The organism is Kribbella sp. NPDC051620 (assembly GCF_044453825.1).
Lineage (GTDB): Bacteria > Actinomycetota > Actinomycetes > Propionibacteriales > Kribbellaceae > Kribbella.
Genome location: NZ_JBITDB010000003.1, coordinates 644,635 through 667,385, shown reverse-complemented (window position 1 = coordinate 667,385; position 22,751 = coordinate 644,635). Strand labels below are relative to the sequence as shown.

21 protein-coding genes and 1 tRNA gene are annotated in these 22,751 nt (G+C 69.5%); 2 read left to right on the top strand and 20 right to left on the bottom strand.

Going from position 1 to position 22,751, the window contains the following annotated elements; all coding sequences use genetic code 11:
- Positions 1 to 97: 97 nt before the first annotated feature.
- The 6 genes from ACIA12_RS16140 to ACIA12_RS16115 are packed head-to-tail and all read right to left on the bottom strand — an operon-like array spanning position 98 to position 6,452.
- Positions 98 to 1,111, bottom strand: coding sequence for an Lrp/AsnC family transcriptional regulator (locus ACIA12_RS16140; protein ID WP_396367747.1), 1,014 nt, complete (start codon positions 1,109 to 1,111; stop codon positions 98 to 100).
- 44 nt (positions 1,112 to 1,155) lie between these two features.
- Entirely contained in the window at positions 1,156 to 2,598 is a 1,443-nt protein-coding gene (locus tag ACIA12_RS16135) for an aldehyde dehydrogenase (protein ID WP_396367746.1), read from the bottom strand.
- Between the two features lie 52 nt (positions 2,599 to 2,650).
- The gene (locus tag ACIA12_RS16130) at positions 2,651 to 3,961 is read right to left on the bottom strand and encodes an IclR family transcriptional regulator (protein ID WP_396367745.1); all 1,311 of its coding nucleotides are present in this window, start codon (positions 3,959 to 3,961) and stop codon (positions 2,651 to 2,653) included.
- A 46-nt stretch (positions 3,962 to 4,007) separates the two neighbouring features.
- A complete protein-coding gene (locus ACIA12_RS16125; protein WP_396367744.1) occupies positions 4,008 to 4,343 on the bottom strand; it encodes an indolepyruvate ferredoxin oxidoreductase subunit alpha in 336 nt (111 codons plus the stop codon).
- Between the two features lie 28 nt (positions 4,344 to 4,371).
- Positions 4,372 to 5,379, bottom strand: coding sequence for an NAD(P)/FAD-dependent oxidoreductase (locus ACIA12_RS16120; RefSeq protein WP_396367743.1), 1,008 nt, complete (start codon positions 5,377 to 5,379; stop codon positions 4,372 to 4,374).
- Positions 5,376 to 6,452, bottom strand: coding sequence for an extradiol ring-cleavage dioxygenase (locus tag ACIA12_RS16115; protein WP_396367742.1), 1,077 nt, complete (start codon positions 6,450 to 6,452; stop codon positions 5,376 to 5,378). Before ACIA12_RS16115 ends, ACIA12_RS16120 begins: the two co-directional genes overlap by 4 nt.
- Positions 6,453 to 6,630: 178 nt before the next feature.
- On the opposite strand from ACIA12_RS16115, the gene ACIA12_RS16110 reads away from it, so the two are divergent.
- Positions 6,631 to 7,431 (top strand): 2-keto-4-pentenoate hydratase, encoded by an 801-nt coding sequence (locus tag ACIA12_RS16110; protein WP_396367741.1) that lies wholly within the window; start codon positions 6,631 to 6,633, stop codon positions 7,429 to 7,431.
- Between the two features lie 19 nt (positions 7,432 to 7,450).
- On the opposite strand, the gene ACIA12_RS16105 is transcribed toward ACIA12_RS16110, so the two are convergent.
- The 8 genes from ACIA12_RS16105 to ACIA12_RS16070 are packed head-to-tail and all read right to left on the bottom strand — an operon-like array spanning position 7,451 to position 13,793.
- On the bottom strand, positions 7,451 to 8,245 hold the full coding sequence (locus ACIA12_RS16105; protein ID WP_396367740.1) for an IclR family transcriptional regulator: 795 nt from the start codon (positions 8,243 to 8,245) through the stop codon (positions 7,451 to 7,453).
- A 9-nt stretch (positions 8,246 to 8,254) separates the two neighbouring features.
- On the bottom strand, positions 8,255 to 9,550 hold the full coding sequence (locus ACIA12_RS16100; RefSeq protein ID WP_396367739.1) for an aromatic ring-hydroxylating dioxygenase subunit alpha: 1,296 nt from the start codon (positions 9,548 to 9,550) through the stop codon (positions 8,255 to 8,257).
- Positions 9,547 to 10,593 carry an amidohydrolase family protein gene (locus ACIA12_RS16095; protein ID WP_396367738.1) on the bottom strand — a complete coding sequence of 349 codons (1,047 nt, stop codon included), beginning with the start codon at positions 10,591 to 10,593 and terminating at the stop codon, positions 9,547 to 9,549. The genes ACIA12_RS16100 and ACIA12_RS16095 overlap by 4 nt, the downstream gene beginning before the upstream one ends.
- 13 nt (positions 10,594 to 10,606) lie before the next feature.
- Positions 10,607 to 11,152, bottom strand: coding sequence for an aromatic-ring-hydroxylating dioxygenase subunit beta (locus tag ACIA12_RS16090; protein WP_396367737.1), 546 nt, complete (start codon positions 11,150 to 11,152; stop codon positions 10,607 to 10,609).
- A complete protein-coding gene (locus ACIA12_RS16085; protein WP_396367736.1) occupies positions 11,149 to 11,916 on the bottom strand; it encodes an alpha/beta fold hydrolase in 768 nt (255 codons plus the stop codon). Before ACIA12_RS16085 ends, ACIA12_RS16090 begins: the two co-directional genes overlap by 4 nt.
- On the bottom strand, positions 11,913 to 12,131 hold the full coding sequence (locus ACIA12_RS16080; protein ID WP_396367735.1) for a 4-oxalocrotonate tautomerase family protein: 219 nt from the start codon (positions 12,129 to 12,131) through the stop codon (positions 11,913 to 11,915). Before ACIA12_RS16080 ends, ACIA12_RS16085 begins: the two co-directional genes overlap by 4 nt.
- A gap of 25 nt (positions 12,132 to 12,156) precedes the next feature.
- The gene (locus ACIA12_RS16075) at positions 12,157 to 12,936 is read right to left on the bottom strand and encodes a 2-keto-4-pentenoate hydratase (protein ID WP_396367734.1); all 780 of its coding nucleotides are present in this window, start codon (positions 12,934 to 12,936) and stop codon (positions 12,157 to 12,159) included.
- Complete coding sequence (locus tag ACIA12_RS16070) at positions 12,933 to 13,793, bottom strand: 2-keto-4-pentenoate hydratase (protein WP_396367733.1); 861 nt, start codon at positions 13,791 to 13,793, stop codon at positions 12,933 to 12,935. Before ACIA12_RS16070 ends, ACIA12_RS16075 begins: the two co-directional genes overlap by 4 nt.
- Between ACIA12_RS16070 and ACIA12_RS16065 the strand changes: the two genes are divergently transcribed.
- Positions 13,792 to 15,309, top strand: a complete 1,518-nt coding sequence (locus tag ACIA12_RS16065) for an aldehyde dehydrogenase family protein (RefSeq protein ID WP_396367732.1) — start codon at positions 13,792 to 13,794, stop codon at positions 15,307 to 15,309. The genes ACIA12_RS16070 and ACIA12_RS16065 overlap by 2 nt on opposite strands.
- A gap of 3 nt (positions 15,310 to 15,312) precedes the next feature.
- Here ACIA12_RS16065 and ACIA12_RS16060 read toward each other — a convergent pair whose 3' ends face one another.
- The 6 genes from ACIA12_RS16060 to bcp all read right to left on the bottom strand — a co-directional run bounded on the left by ACIA12_RS16060 (position 15,313) and on the right by bcp (position 22,696).
- Positions 15,313 to 16,827 carry a GMC family oxidoreductase gene (locus ACIA12_RS16060; RefSeq protein ID WP_396367731.1) on the bottom strand — a complete coding sequence of 505 codons (1,515 nt, stop codon included), beginning with the start codon at positions 16,825 to 16,827 and terminating at the stop codon, positions 15,313 to 15,315.
- Between the two features lie 229 nt (positions 16,828 to 17,056).
- Complete coding sequence (locus ACIA12_RS16055; protein ID WP_396367730.1) at positions 17,057 to 18,826, bottom strand: hypothetical protein; 1,770 nt, start codon at positions 18,824 to 18,826, stop codon at positions 17,057 to 17,059.
- Positions 18,827 to 18,938: 112 nt separating this feature from the next.
- Positions 18,939 to 19,943, bottom strand: a complete 1,005-nt coding sequence (locus ACIA12_RS16050) for a LacI family DNA-binding transcriptional regulator (RefSeq protein ID WP_396367729.1) — start codon at positions 19,941 to 19,943, stop codon at positions 18,939 to 18,941.
- A gap of 196 nt (positions 19,944 to 20,139) precedes the next feature.
- Positions 20,140 to 20,220, bottom strand: a tRNA-Leu gene (locus tag ACIA12_RS16045).
- Positions 20,221 to 20,267: 47 nt separating this feature from the next.
- Positions 20,268 to 21,899, bottom strand: coding sequence for a substrate-binding domain-containing protein (locus tag ACIA12_RS16040; RefSeq protein ID WP_396367728.1), 1,632 nt, complete (start codon positions 21,897 to 21,899; stop codon positions 20,268 to 20,270).
- Positions 21,900 to 22,225: 326 nt separating this feature from the next.
- Positions 22,226 to 22,696, bottom strand: a complete 471-nt coding sequence (gene bcp / locus ACIA12_RS16035) for a thioredoxin-dependent thiol peroxidase (RefSeq protein ID WP_396367727.1) — start codon at positions 22,694 to 22,696, stop codon at positions 22,226 to 22,228.
- Positions 22,697 to 22,751: the final 55 nt, after the last annotated feature.

Here is a 22,751-nt window from a genome sequence, read left to right as displayed (position 1 = left end):
TGGGCCAAGTCGTTCGATTCGCTCAGAATTCCAGATTCAGTGATGGAAGCGACCGAGTCGGCAAGGATCCTCGGCAGGATCGATCGAGGATGCGCGGTCAGTCATCGCGCTGGTCGAGCCTGCCGTCGGCGGACAGCAGCCAGCCGGCTCGTTTCCTGGTCCGGAGCGTGACCGACGTGTCGATCACTCCGCCTGCCGGCAGCAGATCTTCCAGAGTTCCCTGCAGCTTCATGAGGTCGGTCAGGTCGGAGGTCCAGGCGAACACGACGAAGTTGGCCGGGCCGGTGAGTGACATGCACATCCGGACCCGCGGCTCGGCGCGCATCTTGTCCGCGATGGATGGCAGAAGGGCGGTGGGGACGCGGCACCACCAGCTGACGCTGACCGGCCAGCGGGTGTGCAGTTGCGACACCTCGCAGCGCATGGCCAGTGCTCCGGCCTTGAACAGGCGGGTCAGCTGCCGTCGGACGGTGGAGGCCGGGCGGCCGATGCGGTCGGCGATCTCGGTGGCGGTGGCGCGGCCGTCCTTGCCGAGGGCCATCACGAGCGGAGCGTAGGTCGACGACTCGATATCCACCGGAGGGCCGCCCCGGTGGTGGTGCTGGGTGAGCCGGGCAGCTGCCTGGATCGCTGCCCGCTGGCCGGGATCCAGCGAGTCGAGACGCCATTGCCTGCCCTCGACGTGCATCTGAGTCCCCAAGTGCGACCGGATCGATGCGACGCCGGGAGTGCGGGCCAGTTCGTCGATGATGAGTTCGGACATCCGGGTGAACGACGGTGCACTGATGATCAGCATCAGATGCCGGCCGCGGGCGGCGTACTCCAGTCCGCGAACGTAGGGCAAGTTCTCCAGGCGCTCGGCCACCTCATCGACGGCGGCCGGCGTGCAGTCCAGTTCGATGATCGCGAGTTGGCTGCTTCCCGGGGCGACTCCGCCCAGGGGGTACGCGTACACCCAGGCCAATCGACTCTGCCGCAGCCGCGTCCATCGATTGGCCAGCGCGGACGCGGAGCTGTCCAAGATGGTTGCCAGCGCACTCCAGCCGGCCCGGGGCCAGATTTGAAGCGCGTGGATGAGCGCCAGATCGGCCTCTTCGAGCTGTTCGTGCACGTTTCGATTCCCATCGCGTGAAGAAGTGGTTGAATTCTTCAACTTTAGAACTGGTAGATCGACTTCGTCAGTTGGTATCCACTCAACCCCTCGGGCCCGAGCTCCCGACCGATGCCGCTCGACTTGAAGCCCCCGAACGGCGCGGCCAGGTCGGGGAGGTATCCGTTGATGCCGACCGAACCGGTCCTGAGCTCCCGGGCTACCGCATTCGCGTGCTCCCGGTCGGCCGACCACACCGTCCCAGCCAGCCCGTACGGGGAGTCGTTGGCCAGCCGGACCGCCTCGGCTTCGTCGTCGTAGACGGTGACGGTCAGCACCGGTCCGAAGATCTCCTCCCGCGCGATCCGCCACCCGTTGTCGACCTCGTCGAACACGGTCGGCTGGACGAACCATCCGCCGCCGACTCCTTCGGGCCGGCCGCCGCCCGCAGTGAGCTTCGCGCCCTCGGACCGACCGAGCCGGATGCACTCCTCGACCCGCGTCCGGTGCTCAGCGGTCGCCAGCGGACCGATCTGGGTCGCCGGCTCGAGCGCGTCACCGACCACCAGCGAACCCGCCAGCGCCGAGAGCGCCTCCACCACCTCACGATGGCGCGACCGTGGCGCGAGGATCCGGGTGGACAGGAAGCAGGTCTGGCCGTTGTTGAGCAGCGTCGCCCCGAACAGCGCCTCACCGACCCGGCTCAGGTCCAGATCGGCGTCGTCGAGGAAGATCGCCGCCGACCGGCCGCCCAGTTCGAGCGTCGCCGGGCGGATCAGCCGGCCGCAGGCGGCACCGATCTCCCGTCCCGCCCGGGTTGAGCCGGTGAACGCGACCTTGTCGACGTCCGGATGCTCCACCAGATGCATCCCGACGTTCCGGTCGCCGGGCACGATGTTGAGCACGCCCGGCGGCAGTCCCGCGGCGTCGGCCGCCTCGGCGAGCAACTGGCTGTCGAGCGCCGTCTCGGTGGACGGCTTGATCACGACGGTGCAGCCGGCCGCTAGTGCCGGGGCGTACTTCTGTGCCCCCAGCGCTTGTGGGAAGTTCCACGGCACGATGGCGACGACCACGCCGATCGGCTCCACCCGGACCCGAGTCTTGCCGCCGGTCAGCGCGTCTCGCTCGACCTCGACCGGCGTGCGGCGCGCCAGGCCGGCGTAGTACTCCAGCATCAGCGCCGGGAACTCCGCCTCCACCTGCTGCGAGATGGCGATCGGCATGCCGTTCTGGATGCTGACGAGGCGCGCGATGTCCTTGCCGCGGGCACGCAATTCGCCCGCCATCCGCTCCATCACCTCGGCGCGAGCCTCCGGAGCCCACGTGCGCCACCCGTAGGGGCGGTCGAACGCGGCCCTGGCGGCGGCGACGGCCCGGTCCGCGTCCTGCACTGTCGCGGCCGGGTACGTGCCAACGGCTTCGCCAGTACTCGCGGACGTGACGGTGACGACCTCCGTAGTACTCGGCCTGACCCAGTGACCGCCGATGTAGAACTGTTGCAGCTCCATCTGTGACTCCTGTCTGGACGACTGAGTCAGAGGATCGGACGCCGCACCCCCATCACTCCAGAGCCGGGTCCACTGGGTCGACCGGCCACGGATCCCAGCTCCGCGGTACGACGGGAACGGGCCACTCCTCCGCCGGGTGGGAGGGCAGCACACTGAGCCGGCGCGACAGCGCCAGGCCGGCGTCGCGGACCAGCGGCGCGGCTCGTTCGACGTGTGCGGTGGTGGCCGGGCCGATGACGCCGATCACGGCGCAGGCCGGGAAGTCGTCCGTTCCGAGGTACGCCATCGCGACGACCGGAGCGGCGGCCACGGCCCACCGCGGGTCGTACCGCCCGGTCTCGCGGACCAGCCGGTGCCTGCGTACGTCGGCCAGTTCGGCGTCCAGCGTCGCCGGATCGAGGGGAGGAGTCGTGGTCGGCAGGCTTTCGCGTGCGTGGTCGAGCATCGTCGGCGAGCTGAAGGCCAGGATCGCCAGTCCGAGCGCCGTGTGCAGTGCCGGGCGCCGGTCGGGCAGCATCGAGGTGTCGGACACCGAGCCGGGGATCCGCTCGACGATCACCACGTCTGTTCCGGAGCAGACCGCCAGCTCGACGGTGAGACCGGTCCGGGTGGACAGCTCGGCCATCGTCGGCATCGCGGCGGTGCGCAAGATCCTGCTGACCGGGACATTGCGGGCCCACTCGAAGAACCGCAGGCCCAGCTGGTACCCGTGCAGGGTCCGCTGGAGCAGCTGGTGCGTGATGAGGCGCTCCGCGATCCGGTGGACGGTCGCCTTCTTCATCCCGGTCGCGGCAGTGAGCTCGGTCAGCCCGATCCCGAGGGGGTGCTGGGAGACCGCCTCGAGCAGCAGCGCGGTGCGGCCGACCGTGTCACGACCAGCGGCTGTCTCGCTCGCACTGATCCGCATCGTGTACCCCATCCTCCGGCGAGCTGACTCGCGCTGACCTCCATCGTGCACCAAATGACGCGCGTCGCTCCATTGCCGAGACAGGAGCCGCAACCCCATCAGGACGTAGGCCAGCCCGGCCGCTGTGGCTGCCAGAGCGGCCGGAGCCGCACCGCTACCCGCCAGAACGAGCGGCAGTCCCGCGGTGGGCGGGTGGACGCGACCACTCCGTGATACCAGCACCACACCCGCCGCGACCGTCGCCGGCACCCAGGCGTCCGTGCCGAGTGCAGCGCCAACGGCCACGGCGAGCAGTGCGACGACCGCTGCGACGGCGTACGCCCGGACGACTGCCGCCCACGTGCGGCGAAAGCGACGCGGCTGGTGCACAGCGATGGCCGCCGTCGAGAGCAGCGAGGCCGACAGCACCGGGTGCGCGACGAACAGGGCCAGCGGTACGAGCGGTGTCAGCAGCACCAGCACGGAGGCTGCGCGACCGGCTCCGCCCGGTGCCATGGATCCGTCAGCCGGCCTGTGTGACGAGCGGCGTGTCGGTGCCGATCCGGCCGAGCCGGGACGCGCCTCCCGGCGTACCGAGTGGTGCGTCGCGGCCGGGGAGCACGGTCTCGAAGAAGGCCGCGTTGTCGACGATGTGCACCTCGTCCTCGGTCCCGGCCACTTTCACCTGGTTGATGGCCGCCCCGACCGGGCACACCTGCTCGCAGGCGCCGCAGTCGATGCACTCGATCGGGTTGATGTACATCTTGCGATCGCCCTCGTAGATGCAGTCGACCGGGCACTCCTCGAGACACGACCGGTCCTGGAGGTCGGTACAGGCGCCGGTGATGACGAAAGCCATGGGATCTCCTCCTCGTGGTGCATGCGGTTCAGGCGGGCTCGAGCGAGTGGACCTGGTCCAGGCCGGCCTCGTCGGTCGAGTGGCCCGGGAAGACCGCCGCGTGCGGGTCCATGTAGGCCGCGGCGTGGTTGACCGCGGTGGCCGCCTCGCCGAAACCGACCGCGATCAGCGGCACTCGTCCTGGGTAGGTGCAGATGTCACCGGCCGCGAAGACACCGGGGCGGCTGGTGCGCATGCTGGCATCGACCCGGATCCGGCGGTCCTCCAGGGTGAGTCCCCAGCCCTCGATCGGTCCGAGGTTGGCGACGAACCCGAGCGCCGCGACTACGTGGTCGCACGGTACGGTCCGGGCCGAACCGTCGGCGGTGACGATGGTGACCGCTTCGAGCGGCTGCCCGGCGAGCTTCACCAGCCGGCTGTTGGTGTGGACGTCGACCCGGTCGTCGGCCAGGACGCGCCCGACGGTGTCCGGATGCGCCCGGAACCGGTCGCGCCGATGCACGAGCCGGACCGACGCGGCCACCTCGGCCAACGTGTCGGCCCAGTCGAACGCCGAGTCGCCGCCGCCGACAATCACCAGATGCCGGCCCGCGAGCGCTGCGGGGTCCTTGACGAAGTAGGTGACCCCGCGGCCGACGTACTCGTCGCCGATGCCGAGGGTCCGCGGCGTGAAGGTCCCGACGCCGCCGGTGACCACCACTGCGCGGGCGAGAATCTCGGATCCGTCGGCGGTGGCGAGCCGGAAGCCCGCATCGTTGTCCGCCAGCACGGTCGCCGGACTGCCGAGCCGCCAGACCGGGTCGTACGGCTCCAGTTGGGCAAGCAGTTGGGCGATGAGTTCCCGGCCTTTGATCGCGGGGAAACCGGCGACGTCGCGGATCAGCTTCTCCGGGTAGAGCGCGCTGACCTGCCCGCCGGGTTCGTCGAGGGAGTCGACGAAGGCGGTCCGCATTCCGCGGAGACCGGCGTAGAAGCCGGCGAACAGGCCGGCCGGGCCGGCCCCGACGACCGCGACGTCGACGTGCTCGGCGGTCACTTGCCCGCTCCCGGCTCGTACACCGCGAACACCTTGTTGGAGACGAAGATGTTGGACGGCGCGAAGTCGCTCCAGGTCGGGGTCCGGCCGAGTTCGTCCATCGCGCCCAGCAGCGCCCACCAGTTGAGCAGTTCCTGCTGACCGGACTTCTCGGCGTCGGCCAGCGACGTCTCGCGCCAGACCTTGTAGTCGCCCTGGGTCAGCGCGTCGTACATCCGCTCGTCCGCGGCCGAGTCGGGGAAGAGCCGGAACGTCGAGTCGACCAGGAAGCTGTGCGACCAACTGGAGCTGCCGACCAGGGCGACGCGGTACGGGCTGGCCAGGCAGGCCCGCGCGACGGCCGCGCCGAGCGCCATGATGCGCGCCGGCGACGGGCTCGGTGGGTCCAGTTCGCGCTCGACGCCGAGTGGGGTGATGTCGCCTTTGTAACTGATCACCTTGCGGCCGTAGCAGTTGATCGGGAACGCGACGACCGGGTATTCGAAGCCGGTGCGCTCGTAGTCCAGGTAGAGCACGGTGTTGAGGAACGCGTGTGCGAACGACGGGTGGTGCAGCGGCTGGTAGGCGTAGGTGGTGTCGAAGCCGTCGTCGAGGAGGTTCTCGACCAGCTGCTTCGCGAAGGGGCGGTGCCCGCGGACCAGTCGCTCGGTGTCGGGACCCTCGCCCCACACGTTCGGCTTGCCCTTCATGTTGCTGGAGTCGTGGGCGTGCTTCCAGGGATGCACGACCATGTCGTCATAGGCCAGTACGCCGTACGGCGGGACGACGTCCTCGCGGAAGTTCTCGTACTGGTCGTCACCCCAGATCAGGACCACGTCGGGCTGGAAGGCGTCCAGGGCCTCGCGGGTACGGCGGAAGCCCTTGCGGAGTTGCTCACGGTGCGAGCGACCGGCCGCGCGGCCCTCGTCGTCGCTCCACTCGGCGCGGGCGCGCTCAGGCCAATTCGCCGGGTCCTTGAGCTCGGCCGGCAACAGTGGGTCGGCCAGCGCACCCCGGAACACCGCTGTCAGGTTGTCGTCGACACCGCTCAGTGGCGGGTAGTGGGTGACGCCGAGGCCGAGGATCTCGCCCATGGTCTTCGCTCCTTGTCGGTGGGACTGCCGGTGTCGTCGAGTCTGTGGAGGTGGCGCGGCTGCCTCAATCGACTGGTCCGTGCAATGGACTCGCCCCGCTCGCCGAGGCTGCCGGGCGGCTCACGATGGGCGGCAAGGTCATCGAACGAGGCGAAGGGACAGACAGTTGAGTGCTCCGATGAGCGCGGTACAGGGTGAGGCCGGCCCGGTCACGATCCAGGAGCTGGCGGCGCGGCTGCACACTGCGCATACCGGCGGAGCCCTGCTCGACGCCGCATCGATGTCCGCGCCGGCGGCATGGGACATGGAGGTCGCGTACGCCGTGCAGGACGAGCTGACGGCGCTGCGCCTGGCCCAGGGCCGGACGGTCTGCGGCTACAAGCTGGGCTACACCTCCAAGGCGATGCGCGAGCAGATGGGCGTCACAGCGCCGAACTACGGGCCGCTGTACGACGACATGTTCCTGCCCGACGGGGCCGCGAGCGACACGTTCGTGCAGCCGCGGGTGGAACCGGAAGTCGCCGTAGTGCTCGGGCGCGACCTGGCCGGCCACGATCTGCAGCTGCACGAGATCGCCGCCGCCGTCGGTTCGGTACACGCGAGTCTGGAGGTCGTCGACTCCGTCTGGGACGGCTACCGCTTCACGGCGGAGCTCAACACCGCCGACGGTTCTTCGGCCGCGGGCGTCGTACTCGGCCCCGAGCTCGGAGTGTCAGCGCTGGACTGCCATCGCCTGTCGGTTGCCGTCGGCATCGGCGGGGAGATCGCGGCGACCGCGAGCGCTGCCGCCGCCAGCGGGCATCCGTTGCTGAGCGTCCGTTGGCTGTGCGCGGCCCTAGCTGCTCGCGGTCTGCCTGGCCTGCTGGCCGGGCAGACCGTCATCACCGGCGGGCTGACCGCTGCGCTCCCACTGGCGCGCGGCTCTCGAATCAGTGCGAACTTCTCGACCGGAGCCAGCGTGTCTGTCGCACGACCCTGAACCCGGTCCCGCCCGGCACCTACTTCGATGGTGCCGGGCGGGTGGGCAGGGCCGGGAACGACAGCGTCCTGCTGATGCTCAGCGCAGCGGTCCGGACGGCCATGGCGACCTGCTGGATGCGCAGCCGTTGGGGTGGACCGGTGATCGAGATCGCAGCGATCGCGACGCCTTGCTGATCGAGGATCGGCGCCCCGACACAGACGATGCCGGGATGGGTTTCACCGCGGTCATAGGCCAGGCTGTGTACCCGGACGGCGTCGAGCTCGCGCAGGAGCCGGTCCGGGCTCGTGATGGTGGCCGACGTCACGGCCGGCATCGGCGCGCGCAGTACCGCCTCGACGCGCTCTTCGTTGCTAAAGGCAAGGATCGCTTTGCCGAGCGCGCTGCGGTAGGCGGGCAGCCGCGAGCCGACGGCGGAAGGAGCGCGGATGCTGTGCGGACCGGTCAGCTTCTCGACGTACACGACGTCGGTGCCGTCGAGCACGCCGAGCTGGACGATCTCCTGGGTGGCCTGCAGCAGGTCGGACATCAGCGGCAGCGCGACGTCGCGGAGCCGGCGCGACGCCGGAACCTGCTGGCCCAGCTCGAACAGGTGAAGTCCCAGGCGGTAGCTGCCATCGGCGTCCTGGGCCAGCAGCCCGTGGCGGGTCAGTTCGCCGGCCAGCCGATGCACGGTGGGCTTGGAGATCCCGGTCAGGGCGGCGAGCCGGGTGAGGCCCACCCCGCCGCCCCGCCCGGCGACGGTGTCGAGGATCAGCATCAGCCGGTCGGAGACCGAGCGGCCCTCGAGTCGTTCGGCGGCACTGATCCTCATCGCCGGTCCTCAGCGCGACATCAGGTCGCGCCAGTGACGCCAGAACGCGCGCTGCTGGATCTCGTCGGAAGCAACGAACGGCTCACCGGTACGTTCCTTGGCGATACCGCGGGAGATGTCCGACCACGGCACCTCTTTCGCGCTGCGGAAGCCGAGTTGGCAGGACTCGCACGCCTCCATGTCATCGGGCGTCGCCAGGCCGCCCGGTCCCTGGAACGTGATGTACGAGTCGAGCCGGCGGGCCCGGACGTCGGCCGGCTCTCCGCGGCCGGCCAGACTCCATTGGGCGATTCGGGTCCGGCCCGCCGAGGTGGGGGTGATGGTCCGGACGACGATGCCCATGATGTCGTTGATGACGAGGTTCGGAAAGATCAGCAGGTTCCGGTCGGTCTCGGCGATCCGCCGGGCCCGGTCGGGGTCGAACTTCTGCTCGAGCAGCTGCCGCTGCTCCTCGATCCAGGCCCGGTTCTCCTCGCCCATCGCCGGTGTCCAGCGGGCCACGGGTCGCGCCCATGGTCCCTCGACGGTGATGACGGCGTGGCCACCGCCGAGGTCCTCCGCGCGGGTCTGCTTGCGCGGGTCCAGGAACGAGCCCTCGGCCTCCTTGAGGTAGTCGAAGTACGTGCGGTGCAAGGGCAGCAGGTGGTAGCCGTCGAGGCTGTTCTCGACGAACAGCTTCCAGTTGGCGTCCATCGAGTACTCGTGCATGCCGTCGACCACCTCCATCTCGGGCGACTGATCCGCCACCAGATCGAGGTAGTCGCAGGCCTCGCCGAGGTAGGTCGGCAGATCGACGGCGTCAGGGTCGAAGCAGCAGAAGACGAAACCCCGGTAGCTGCCGATCTTCGGCGGCCGCAGCAGCGAGAAGCGGTCGCGGTCGAAGTTCTCGCCGTACCCGGCCTCGTCCGGCAGCGCGCTCAGTTCGCCGGTACTGGCGTAGGTCCAGGCGTGGTAGAAGCAGGACAGCCCCTTGGCGTTGCCGCTCGGCACGCGGCACAGCAGGGCGCCACGATGCCGGCAGGTGTTCAGGTAGACCTGCACCTGGCCGGTGGTGTCTCGCCAGAAGATGAGCGGCCGCCCGGCGACCTCACGCGCGAGGTAGTCGCCGTTGGCCGGCAGTTCCGACTCGTGGCCGACGTACAGCCAGCAGGTGTCGAAGATGTGGTCACGTTCGGCGGCGAAGATCTCTTCGTCGATCAGCGTTTGCCGGTTGACCCGGAAACAGCCGTCGTCAGGGCGGTCGTCGACGAGCGCATGGGGGTCGATCGGTCCGGTCTCGCGAACGTCCGGGAGGAGCTGGGTCATGACGGTGTCCCTTCCTTGACAGGGGTGCCGGCGGAGTGCGGAGTCGGGAGGCTGCCGAACAGCCGCTGGGGGTTGTCGAGCCTGACCGCGCGGTCGAGGTGCTCGGGCAGTACTGGATGGCGCAAGACGCTCTCGACGTCGCCCGCGAGGAACGGGTAGTCGCTGCCGAAGACGATGCGGTCGGTACCGACCAACGCGGCCAGGCCGCGGAGCAGCTCGGCGTCGAACGCCAGGTGGTCGAACCACAGCCGCGCCGCGTACGTCGCGCCGGGCAGCGGGGCGATCTCGTCGATCGCCGGGCTCATGCCGCGCACGAACTCCAGCCGGGCGAGCGAGGCCGGCAGCCCGCCGCCGGCGTGGCTGACCAGCAGCGAGAGCCGCGGATGGCGCTCAAGCACGCCGTTCGCGATCAGGCCGGCCACGGCTTCGCCGATCCGCGCGGGGAAGACGGCGGCGCTACCGGCGAGCTGGTTGCTGAAGGCAACGAGATTGCCGACGGAGTGCAGGAAGACGAGCATGCCGAGCGCTTCGGCCTGTGCGAAGAACTCCTCGTACCGGCTGTCGTGCAGCGGCGCGTCGGGCCCGGTGCACGGAATCTCCACACCGGACAGGCCGAGCTCCTTCGCCTCGGTGAGCAGCGAGGCCATCAGCTCGGGGGCCTGGACGGGGACCAGACCGAGGCCCCGGAAAGCGTCGGCGCCGGCCGCCACCTCGGCGGCCAGCCACACGTTGAACGCCCGGGCGTGGTCCCGGGCCGCGCCGGCGGGAGCCCAGGTGGCGAACAGTTCCGGCATCGGCGAGAGCAACTGCCCGCGTACCTGGTCGCGCTCCATCTCCGCCCGGCGCGCAGTGAAGTCGTAGGCGACGTCGCGGATCGTGCGGAACACCCGGCCGGCGACGATCACGTCGGCGGTGGTGGGACGCGCGCGGTCGTGGCGGAGCCCTGCCCAGCGGTTGTCGGCCGCGGCGGTCCGGGCGGCGACCAGCGGCAGTTCGGGCGGTACGACATGGGTGTGGACGTCGTACCGGTCGGTGTCGGTCATCGGAGTCCGCCCGTCACAGGATGATCGAGACGGTGCCGCCGGCGTCGACGACCGGGTGACCGAGCCGGGCGACCCGCTCGACGATCCGCAGCTCGGAGTACGGGTCTTCGGGCGTCAGCAGGCGGAGCTGGTGGGTGTAGGTGCCGACGAAGTGGTCGAGCTGACCCAGCCGGAACCGCACCGTGGCGAAGGTGCTGCGGACGCGGATCCGGTCGCCGTCGCGCTCGACGAGGTGGACGTTCGAGATCTGCCGGGTGGTGTGCGACTTGGGACTCTCGGCGTGCGCGTGCTTGCTCCGCAGCCGCTTGGCGCGGCCCTGGAGCAGCTTCCAGTCGTCGTTGACGACGTGCATCGTGGTGCGCGGGTCGCCGTCCTCGAACTCCCAGGCCGGGACGCGGTAGCTGATCTCCGGATCCATCAGCGCGAGCCAGTCGTCGAGCCGCCAGTCGTCGAGCAACGCGGCCTCGCGATGCAGGAAGTCCGCGACGGTGCGCGTCAGTACGGCCAGGTGCTCGGCGTCGAGCCCCGGGATGGTTTGGGTCGGTGAGGTGGTCGTCATTGGCGTACTCCGTGTTCGATCGCTCGGGCCGAGGCCGCGATGCCGGTGAGCACGTCGGCGAGCTCGGCGGGGCGGGCCAGGAATGGGCTGTGCCCGCCGTCGATCCAGGTCGGCGCGATCCCGAGCCGTTCCGGGACGGTCGCGCGGACCCACTCCGGGGAGACCGCGCGGTCCTCGCGCCCCATGATGTAAGCCGTCGGCAGGTCCGGAAATCTGCTGACGGGTGTGGTTTCTTCAACAGGCGTTGGCGCCTGCGGCCGCAGCCGGCCGGCAGCCGCCGCGGCAAGCTGCGGGTCGCAGTCGTGGAAGAACAACTCAGCCGCGGCGTCCGTCGGCCAGTACGTCCGTCCTTCGTCGTCGCGCCGCTGCCGAGGGAGGCCCTGGGCGTAGAACCAGGGCGCCATCGGTCTCCCATCCGCAAGCTGCTCCCGCCAGCTCCGTCCTGGCTCGGGCAGCAATGCGGCCAGAAAGACCAGAGCAGTGACCACACCAGGCGGCGACGCCGGGACGGACGCGGGGTTGCTGCTGAGAATGGGGACGAGCGGCAGCGCCAGACCCGCCAGGGAGTGGCCGACCACGATGCTGCCCGACGGTTCGAGGCCGGTGGCGATCGCGGCGGCGTACGCCTCCGCGCCCTGGCCTGTCTCGTCGCTCGGGAGGTGGACGGCGGTGGCACGGTGACCGCGCGCTTCGAGGGCGCGGACCAGAGGGTCCCAGCACCAGGTGTCGTGCCAGCCGCCGTGGGCCAGGACGAAGTGGCTCATCTGACCTCTCCGGACGGCTTTGGGGCACGGTTGCGTTCGGAGAGGATCTCGCCGCCGGCGGCGACCTCGTCGGGCGACAGTTCGACGATCCAGACGCGGACGGAGTACTCGGCCACCCCGAGGGCGTCGGCGGCGGCCCGGGACAGTCCGAGCACCAGTTCGCGCTTCTGCTCGGCGGTGCGTCCGCGGGCGAGATTGACCTGGATGAAAGGCATGGCGATTTCCCTTCTGAAGCGGCCGTCAGGCCGTGACGCCGGTGAGAGTGACGCTGCCGAGACCGGCGACGCTCGCGGTCACCGTGGTGCCGGGGCGTATCGGAACGGGCGCGGTGAGGCCGCCGGAGAGCACGACCCAGCCGGCCTCGAGGCGCTCGCCCCGCTCGGCCAGCGCGCGGGCCATGAACGCGACCGAGGCCGCCGGGTGACCCATCACCGCCGCGCCGGCGGCGGAGTCGACGACCACGCCGTCGACCTCGAGGGCGCAACCGGCCAGCGACAGGTCCCGGGTCGGCCGGACCAGATCCGTGCCGAGCGCGAAACCGGCGGACGAGGCGTTGTCGGCGATCGCGTCCAGGTGAGTGAACGAGAAACCGTCGTACCGGCTGTCGATCACGTCGAGGGCGACGCACACGTACGCCGTGGCCGCGAGCACGTCCGCCGCCGTGACGCCGGGACCGTCCAGCGCGTCGGCGAGTACGAACGCGATCTCGGGCTCGACGCGCGGGTGGATCAGCCGGTCCAGGTCGAGCGCGGCGCCGTCGGCCAGCATGTCGCTGGTGACGAAGCCGTACAGCGGCTCGTGCACGCCCATCGCGATCTGCTTGGCCCGGCTGGTCAGCCCGAGCTTGCCGCCCAGTATTCGTGCACCGCGCTTGACTCGCGCGCGCACGAGTCGCTGCTGGATCTGGTACGCGGTGTCCTGGGTCAGCTCGTTGTCCTTGGTCAACGGCGCGATCGTGGTCCGCGCCGTCGCGGCCTCGTCCAGGCGGCCGGACAGCCGGGTGAGGTCGAGAAGGCTCATCGGTTCGCTCCTGCCGTCGCCGGGGTGGTGGAGACCGGGTCGGCGACGAAGCCGACGGTCACGTCGCCGAGGCCGTCGAACTGGGCGCGTACGGTGTCGCCGGGGGTCACGTCGATGGCTCGCGTGCACGTGCCGGGCATCACGAACGAACCGGCTTCGAGGTGCTCACCGAACGGCGCCAGCGTGTTCGCCAGCCACGCGACCGCCGTCGCCGGGTTGCCCAGCACCGCGGCCGACGCGCCGGTCTCGACGATCGCGCCGTTGCGGCGCAGTACGACTCCGATCGAGCGGATGTCGACCTCGGTCAGCGGCGTCGGCGTACCCCCGATGACCACCCGGGCCGACGACGCGTTGTCGGCGATCGTGTCGACGATGGAGATCTGCCAGTCGGTGATCCGGGAGTCGATGATCTCCAGCGACGGCACCACGAACGCGGTTGCCGCGAGTACGTCGGCGACCGTCACCCCCGGTCCGCGCAGCGGCCGGTCCAGGACGAAGGAGATCTCCGGCTCGACCCGGGGAGCGATCAGCGCGGAGCTGCTCAGCGGCGTGTTCTCCGGATGGAACATCGACGCCATCAGGACGCCGAAGTCCGGGCTGTCGACGCCGAACTGGGCCTGCATGACCTTGGCGGTCAGACCGACCTTCCGGCCGCGCACCAGCTCACCGGCCTGCTGACGCAGGGCGGTCCCGGCCGCCTGGATGGCGTAGGCGTCCGCGATCGTGGCCTCCGGGTGACGCCGGCTGATCGGGACGATCGGGGTGCTCGAGGTCTCCGCGTCGTACAGCTCGCGAGCGAGGTCGGCGGCCTGTGCGTCATCGAGGCGGCGGCCGGCCGCGATAGTGGGATTCGTCATGTCCGCCACTGTCGTGACCGCCACACCGGCCAACAACGCGGCGGACCGTCCAATGGACCGGTCACGCGCCGCAGCGGCGTACCGGGCGCCACGATCGACGGGAACCCCCAGCCCAGCCGTCGACGGAAGCGAGACGATGTCCCCCACGTCCCAGATCACCAGCACCAACCCCTTCGACCGCTCCGACCGGATCGGGGAGTTCCCGGTCGCGTCACCGCAGCAGGTCGCCGGCCTCCTGGCGGGTGCCCGGCAGGCCCGGCACGAATGGCTCGCTCAGCCGGCCACCGCACGCGCCGACGCCCTGTACGCCGCTGCCGCCGCGCTGGCGGCCGACCACGAACGGGTCTCCGGCCTGGTGGTCCGGGAGGTCGGCAAACCGATCGCCGAGGCCCGCGCGGAGGTCAAGCGCGGCGTCGACATCCTGCGGTACCACGCCGGTTCGATCCTGATGCCGTCCGGTGACGTCCTGCCGGGCTCGACCGCGGGCGGCGTGCAGTTCACCACCCGGCGCCCGCTCGGGACGGTCGCGATCGTCACCCCGTGGAACTTCCCGGTCGCGATCCCGCTGTGGAAGCTCGTCCCGGCGCTTGCCTGGGGCAACGCCGTCGTCCTCAAGCCATCCTCCGAGGCGGTCGGCGTCGCCACCGCGCTGGTGGAGATCCTCTCGGCTCACCTCCCGGCCGGCCTGCTGAGCCTGGCCGCCGGCGGGAGGACGGTCGTCGACCAGCTCCTCGACACCGGCGGTGCCGACGGGCTGAGCTTCACCGGCAGTACGCCGGTCGGCCTGTCGCTGGTCAAGCGGGCCGCGGAACGGGCCCTGCCCTGCCAGACCGAGATGGGCGGCAGCAATCCCACGGTGGTGCTGGCCGATGCGGACATTCCCCGGGCGGTTGCCACGATCGCCGGCTCCGCGATGGCCTTCGCCGGCCAGAAGTGCACCGCCACCAGCCGCGTCGTCGTCGAGGCACCGGTCTACGACGCGGTCCGCGACGGGCTGGTCGACGCCGTCGAGCGGCTCAGCGTGGGCGACCCGGCCCGCGAGACGACGGTCTCCGGGCCGGTGATCGGCGAAGCCGCGTTGGGGGAGGCCCTCGACGCCCTCGGACAAACCGGGGGCCGGGTGCTGTCGGGTGGTTCGGCCGACCGGAGTACGAACGTACTGTCGCCGGCATTGGTCGAGGTCGATGCCGGACGGCCCGACGTACTGCTCAGCCAGGAGGTGTTCGCGCCGGTCGCCGCGCTGGTTCGCGCCGACGACCCGATGGACGCGATGGCGATCGCTGCCGACACGCCGTACGGGCTGTCGGCCGGACTGTTCACCACGAACGTCCGGGCCGTGCTCGACTTCCTGCGTGACAGTGAGGTCGGCATGGTCCGCGTCAACGCTCCCACCACCGGCGTCGACTTCTGGGCGCCGTTCGGCGGGATGAAGGCGTCCTCGTTCGGTTCCCGGGAGCAGGGGCCGGCCGCCAAGGACTTCTTCACCCACGGCGTGACCGTCTTCATCGACGGCTGACCCTCACCCCTTCGACACCCATTCCGCCGCCCGTTCGGCGATCGCGACCACTGTGGCGTTGGTGTTGGCCGAGACGATCGTGGGCAGCACCGAGGCGTCTACCACGCGCAGACCGTCGACACCGTTGACCCGGAGTTCGGTGTCGACGACGGCGCCCGCGTCCGAACCGAGCCGGCAGGTGCCCACTGGATGGAAGTAGGTTCCGGTCGCGCGCCGCACGAACGCGTGCATGTCCGCCGGGTTTTGTACGGACGGTCCTGGCAGGACTTCCTCTGCTCGCCAGGAAGACAAGGCGTCCGTCGCCCCTACCGTTCGGGCCAGCGCCAGCGCGTCCGCCATGGTCGACAGATCGCGTTCGTCGGCGTAGAACCCCGGATCGACGAGCGGCGGCGTGAACGGATCGGCCGAAGCCAACCGGACCTGCCCTTTGCTGTGCGGGCGCAGGAGTGCGAAACCGATGGTGTACCCCGTCTCAGGACCGGTCATGGCCGGCGGGTGGAAGGGGATGTCCATGAACAACAGCTGGACGTCCGGTCGGGTCAGGTCCGGCCGGGACTGCAGCATCGCGACGGCGTCGGCGTGGTTGTTGACCCCGACCGGGAAGCCAGGGCGGGCTGAATAGACCAGCCCTGCCAGCGGGTGGTCCTGCAAATTCCGGCCGACTTCCGGCGCGTCGAGCACAACGGGGATGCCGATGCTGCGCAACTCCGCCGCCGGCCCGATTCCGGAGAGCATGAGCAACTGCGGCGAGCCGATCGCTCCCGCCGCCAGGACCACCTGGCTACCGGTGACGCGTTCCGCCACACCATCCCGCACGTACTCGACGCCGACACACCGGCCGCCGCGCATGGTGAGCGCACGCACGTGCGCGTCGGTCACCACGTGGAGGTTGCCGCGGTGGGCGGCCGGCGCCAGATACGCCTCGAAAGCGGAGTGCCGAACACCGTCGATCGCGGTCATCTCCAGCCGGCCGCCACCGGCCTGAGATGCTCCGTTGAGGTCCGCCGACAGCGGATACCCGAGTTCGGCGACGGCCGCGAGGCCTGCCTGTGCGATCGGATGCGGGACGGCCGCGGGCGCGACCCGCAAAGGCCCGCCGGATCCCCGGTATCGCGCGTCGCCGTCCCGGACGTCCTCGCTGCGCCGAAAGTAGGGAAGCAGATCGTCGTACGCCCAACCCGTCGCGCCGGTCGCAGCCCAGTCGTCATAGTCGGCACGATGTCCGCGCAGATGGGCCATGGCGTTGATCCGGCCCGACCCGCCGAGCACCTTGCCCTGCGGATAGTGCACGACGCCACCGCCCAGCCCCGGTTGCGTGGTCGTCGCGTAGTTCCAGTCCACTGGACCGCCCATCAAGGACGGCCAGGCGGGCACCATCGACATTTCCGCAGGGCCTGTTGCAGAGCCTGCCTCGATCAGCAGTATTCGCGCGTCAGGCTGCTCCGACAGCCTGGCCGCGAGCACGCATCCCGCGCTGCCTCCACCAACGATCACCACGTCGTAACCGTGCAATGCCATCGCCTGCTCCTGTCACCGCTCAATGGGCCAACGCGAGCTCGCCACCCAGCCCTCTGCGGACGATCGCTGACCTCGCGAGTCGCAACGTATCCGCGTTGGATGACCCAATTCGCAGCCCGATCCACTGGACGGTCCGCACTGCACTGAGCAGTGAGTGCCACAGGAAAGCAATCGTCGCGGAGCTGCCGCGGTTTCGACAGCCTGCGGCACGATTGAGAAGGGAGGTTCCTCAGGGGCTCACGTCGACGTAGTCGAGGGCGATGTTGTTGCCGGTGCTGGCGGGGTTTCTGTCTGGGGCGACGGTGATGGTGACGGTGTGCTGGCCCGGGGTTGTGGTGGGGCTGGTCCAGACGATGCCTGAGGCGTTTCTGGTGGCTGCGTAGTTGTCGAGGGTCACGGGTGCGGCGTTGTCGAGTTGGACGAGCATCCGGCCCTGGTCCTGGTCGCGAACCGCATGCAGGGTGAGGCGGGTGCCGGTGAAGTGGATGCGGGCGGTTGAGCCGGGGGTGAAGCTCCAGTTCGCGGTTCCGGCGTACATGTCGGGGACACCGTCGGTACGGCCCCAGTTCGCGCCGTACTCGAAGTAGTTTGCTCCGGCCGCCGTCGCCGTCGCATCGACCGTGCTGACGGCACCAGACCCAGCCGGGGTCAACGTGACGAAGTACGCGTCCTGCGCTCCGGTCCACGGAATCGTCACCTGCACGGACGACGTGTTCGCTGCGACAACCTGGGTGCTGACCACTGCGGGCTGATCCAACGGCCCTTGGTCCGGGATGCGTTGCAGCGTCACCTGCACCCCGCCGGCACCGGCGAGCCACGGCAACCCACTGACGCCGTTGAGCGTCACGCGCGTGGTGCCGGTGTTGCCGGTCCGGTCGCCGAGCAGTACTGCGACCCGTCGCGCGCCCTCGTCCTTCGCGGCAACAGCATCCGTGCTCGCGCCGTTGTTGCTGACAGCAACCAGTTGGCCGCTCACATCGGCGTACGACTTGTAGACCCACCACTGTCCGGTCGGCCGCAGTGTGCCGCTGCTGTCGCGGACCAGAGTCGAGTCAAGCGTTCCGCCGACGCAACAGTCGGACCAGATGGCGTGGCTGGCGCGGGAGATGCCTGACTTGGCGAGCTGGGTCAGGTACCAGGCCTGGTACCCGGCGTGCTGCTCATCGGAGTGCAGATACTCGTTCATCGACAGGTCGATCCCGCTGATGCCGCGCTGGGACAGCAACGAGCGGGCAGTCTGCACGTCCTGGTAGGGAAGACCGCTGAAGTGCCAGTCCAGCGTGGTCGGCAGAGTCCCGGCGGCTTTGGCGTGGTCCAGAAAGGTGCCCAGGTAGTTCGGGTTCCAGTTGGAGACCCCAGGACCGGTGATCTGGGCGGACGGGACCAGCCGCCGGATCTCCCGGACCGCCGAGTCCCACATCTGGAAGTACTGCGTGGTGTTCACACCCGGTGGGAAGAAGCCGGTGCCGTCCGGCTCGTTGTAGACGTCGTACCGCACTCGCAGACCGCTGGCCTGCACGTCGGCGACTACCTTGCCGATGAACGACACCCAATTCGAGCAGTCGCCGTTGGTGCAGGGATAGACGGTGTTGGAAGGTTGCTCGGTGTCCGCACCCCACAAGTCGCTGACGAGCAGGTCGTAGCTCGCGTTGTACTGGCCTGTGGTCAGTCGCCGTACCTGAGCCAGGGCGGACGTGATCCGGGTCTGGTACCCGGTACCGGCGCCGCCGATCCAGCCGTGGCCGGGCAGCCGGGCGCCGCCGCCACGAGCCGAGGTGACCTTGAGTGGGCTCAGCAGGTTGTCGGGTGGCTGGGTGCCGTCCTGGTTGAGGCCGTAGAGGAATCCGGCGCCAGCGCGGGTGGCTGGTCCGGTGGTCGTCGCCAGGTCGACCGTAACGGACTGGTCAGCTGCGGCGGCTGGACCGGCGGGAACTGCCAGAGCTGTGATCAGCAGACTGGCGGACAGTACCGCGCGGACAGTACGGGCTAGCTGGTGCATGGGTCTTCACCTTTCCTTCAAGGGGGCGGTGGGGCGGCCGGAGCGGGGAGCGGTCCGCGCCGGACTCGGTGAAAACAGGGATGTGCGTCAACCGGGTAGCTGGGCTGATGAGCTAGGCGGGAGCGCCGACGCTGCCGCGGTCGACGAAGGGTGGACTGAAGAGGCGGTTGGGCAGCGCATCCTCAGGCGCCGCGATCCGCTGAAGCAAGGCGGCAACCGCCTCGGTGCCCATTTCGAAGGTGGGAACGTCGGCGGCACTGAGCATCGGGCTCACCGACGTCGCGTTGCGTTCCGACGCGATCGCCAGCACGCTGATGTCGCTGGGGATCCGCAGCCCGCGGGCCTGGAGATCGCTGACCACGCCGGTCAGCGACCGTTCGTTGATGGTGAGCAGAGCGGTCACGTCCGGCATGACCGCGAAGATGCGGTCCAGACAGGCGTCGGCGCCGGAGTTGTCGTCATCGCAGCACTCCGCATGCCCGTCGAGATCCAGCTCGACAACGGCTTTGCCGAACGCGTCGGCAGCGCGGTAGGCAGGCCCGTACTCGTGATCCAGCAGATCTTGCTGGCGGTTGATCAGGGCAACCTTGCGGTGACCCGCCGCGGCCAGTTGCTCGATGCCGTGGGCAACGAGACCGCTGTAGTCGAGATCGACCCAGCCGTGGGTGTCGTCGCCGGTCCGTCCGATGGTGACGAACGGGAAGCCCTCGGCGGCGAGCTTGGCCACCCGCGAATCGTGCAGCACGGTCTCCATCAAGATGATCCCGTCGACCCGCCGCTGCTCGATGATGCGATCGAACGCCGGCCGCCGCTGCTCACCGCTGGGCGAGAGCAGTACGTCGTACCCGGCGTCCGCGGCGGCCTCACTGACCGCGCCGACGAAATGCAGCTGATCGACACTGAGATGACCGCCGAGCGGCGGAATCGCAAGACCGATGGTGCGCGTGGTCCCCTCGGCAAGCGCGCGGGCGGTGGCGCTCGGCCGATAGCCCGACGCCTCGATCACCTCGGTGACCCGACGATGCAGGTCAGGACTCACCTGCCGCTTGCCCGACAGCACGTACGAGACCGTACTGCGGGACACCCCGGCCAGCCGGGCAATCTCCCCGATGTTCATCGCTACCTCCAGACTCAGCGAACCGGTTCGCGAACCGGTTCGCTGAACAGTAGGATCGCCTGCTGTCCCCGGTCAATGCCTTGGTCAGCCCAAGGTCCGCTGTGGGTGAACGCAGAAGAGCTCGGCGACGCACTGGAGCGCTTCGCCGAGCTCGTCTACTTGAACCGATTTGGGTGGCAGGTATGCCGCAGTCGGGTGCCAGAGGCGGGACTTGAACCCGCACGCCCGGGGGCACCGGCACCTAAAGCCGGCGTGTCTGCCATTCCACCACTCTGGCTGGAGGATCGGCGTCCCCCTGGTGACATCTTAGGGGGACGCCGATCGTCAGCGGCTCTGCAGGGCGTTGATGAAGACGGTCTGCAGGTCCTGCGGGTTCTTCGCTACGAACGCCTGGCCGCCGGTCGCGCCGGCCAGGGCCTGGAGCTCGGTCAGGTCGACGTCCGGGCCCATGCCCAAGGCGATGATCCGGACCGGTCGGGCCGGGTCCCTGGTGCCCTTCAGGGTTGCCACGGTCTGGGCCAGCGAGAGGCTGCCCGGATCGTCGTTCTTGCCGTCCGTGAAGAGCAGGACGGCGTTCACGGCGCTCGAGTCGTAACCGCTGCGGACTGCCTGGACAGCCGCGATCGCGGTGTCGTACAGACCGGTGCTGCCGCCCTTGATCGCCTGCTGGCCGGCCAGTGCGGTGGTGATCCTCTGCCGCTGGGCATCCGACAGTTTGCCGATCGGGACTAGTTCCCTGAAGTCGGCGTTGTCCTTCCCGATCTTCGTCGAGAACGTCCACAGGCCGAGCGCCGCGTTGTTCGGGAACAGCTTCAGGCCGCCGACCGCGGCCTCGACCGTGAGCTGCATCCGGGTCTTGTTGCCGACCTTCTCGGCCATCGAGCCGGAGATGTCGACCACCGCGAGCGAGTGCGCCGACAGCGAAAGCCGGGTCCAGTCGCGCAGTGCCTTGTTGATCGCCGCCGTCGACGGTACGGGCAGCCGGCTGACCGCACCGACACCCCGGCCGCCACCCAGGTCGCTGACCAGCGCGTCGCGGAAACCGAGGTCGTCCCGGGCCTGGGCGACCTTGTTGTTGATCAGCTCCTCGCCGAGTGCCTTGCCCGCGTCGGAGTACACCTCGTTGTCCGACGACGTGGTGACCGCAATCGGGTAGTCGAGCAGCAGCGTGCCGGTCCGCGGCACGATCGCCTTCAACTCCGAGTCGGGGTGTTCGTCCTGGTACTTGACGAAACTCTGTTCCGAGGCCGGTACGACGAGCTCGCTGTCGGGCTGTCCGGCCCGGCCGAGCAACCCGTTGACGTCGGTGTACGGCTTGGCCATCGACCCGAGCTGCTGGGCCAGTGGCACGATCACCTGGCCCACCTGGGTCTCGGCGGCCGTCGTCTTTGCCCGCTCCGCCTGGATGGCGAGCAGGGCCAGCGCGCCCGGCGACTGGCTCAGCGGGTCGAGCAGGGCTGGTTTGGCCTTGGCGAACGTGCCGAGCCAGGACGAGATGTCGGCGAAGTTGTCCGAGCGGCCGACCAGTACCAGCGGTGAGCTCGCGACCGACGGGACGGCGATCGTCGGTACCGACTGGCCGTCGTCGGCTTGGGACACCCACAGCGAGGAGTCCGGCACCCACAGATCGGGCCGGCCCTCCGCGTTGTTGGCGATGTCCCTGGCCACCTTGGACGACGGCGCCGCGCTGATGTTGAACTGCATGCACGCGGTGCTGCTGTCGTCCTTGCGGTCCGCCACGGCCTTGGCCGCCGCCTCCAGCAGGGGCTGGATCTCGGGCGTGGTGGTGAGCCGGATCTGGGTCTTGTCGTTGCACGACTTACCACCCAGGAACCCGTCGGCACCGGATTCCGACCCGAAGGAGCGGACCACAAAGACGGCGCCCAACGACAGCACCAGTAGCCCGGCGGCCGTCAGATACAGCGGACGCCGGTTGTTGTTGTTACTTTTCGTCACCGCAGAGGAGTGTTTTCCCATCGCGGCAGGTCCCTCCCTCCCAGAGGCAGACTGCGCGCGCAGATTACCCGGTTTGCACTGGTCAGGGCGAAGAGCGCGGCCGATGTCCACGCAGCCGATGCGGGGTTGCAACTGCACCCGGAGCAGGCCCGCAGTACTGCTCGTCCCTGAGAGGTCGGTAAATATGACGGAACGTAGTGTTTCCGCTGCGAACAGGTGAGAACCTGGTGTGATCCAAATCACACCGACGGGCCGCCCAACCGGACGTTCCCTGGACCACCGTTATGAAACGGTTGCGGGTTTACCTTCGGGAAATGTCCTGACAATCAGTCGAGGCCGAGATCGCGGCGCAACTTCGCCACGTGGCCGGTGGCCTTGACGTTGTACTGCGCGACGGCGATCTTGCCGTCCGGGTCGACGACGAAGGTCGAGCGGATCACCCCGGTCACCAACTTGCCGTACATCGTCTTCTCGCCGAACGCGCCGTAGGCCGTCAGCACCTCTTTGTCCGGGTCGCTGAGCAGCGGGAAGGTGACGCCGTCGCGCTCGCGGAACTTCGCCAGCTTGGCCGGTTTGTCCGGGGAGATGCCGAGTACGGCGTACCCGTGGGCCTGCAGCGAGTCGAGCGAGTCGCGGAAGTCGCAGGCCTGTTTGGTGCAGCCCGGCGTCATCGCGGCCGGGTAGAAGTACACGATCACGCTCTTGCCGCGCAGCGAGGCCAGCGAGACGTCGTTGCCGTCCGCGTCGGGGAGGGTGAAATCAGGTGCGGCGTCGCCGGCGGCCAGACGATCGGACATGAAGTGCCCCTCCCAGGATCAGGTGATTGTCCGACATTCTGCCGTACGCCGCCGA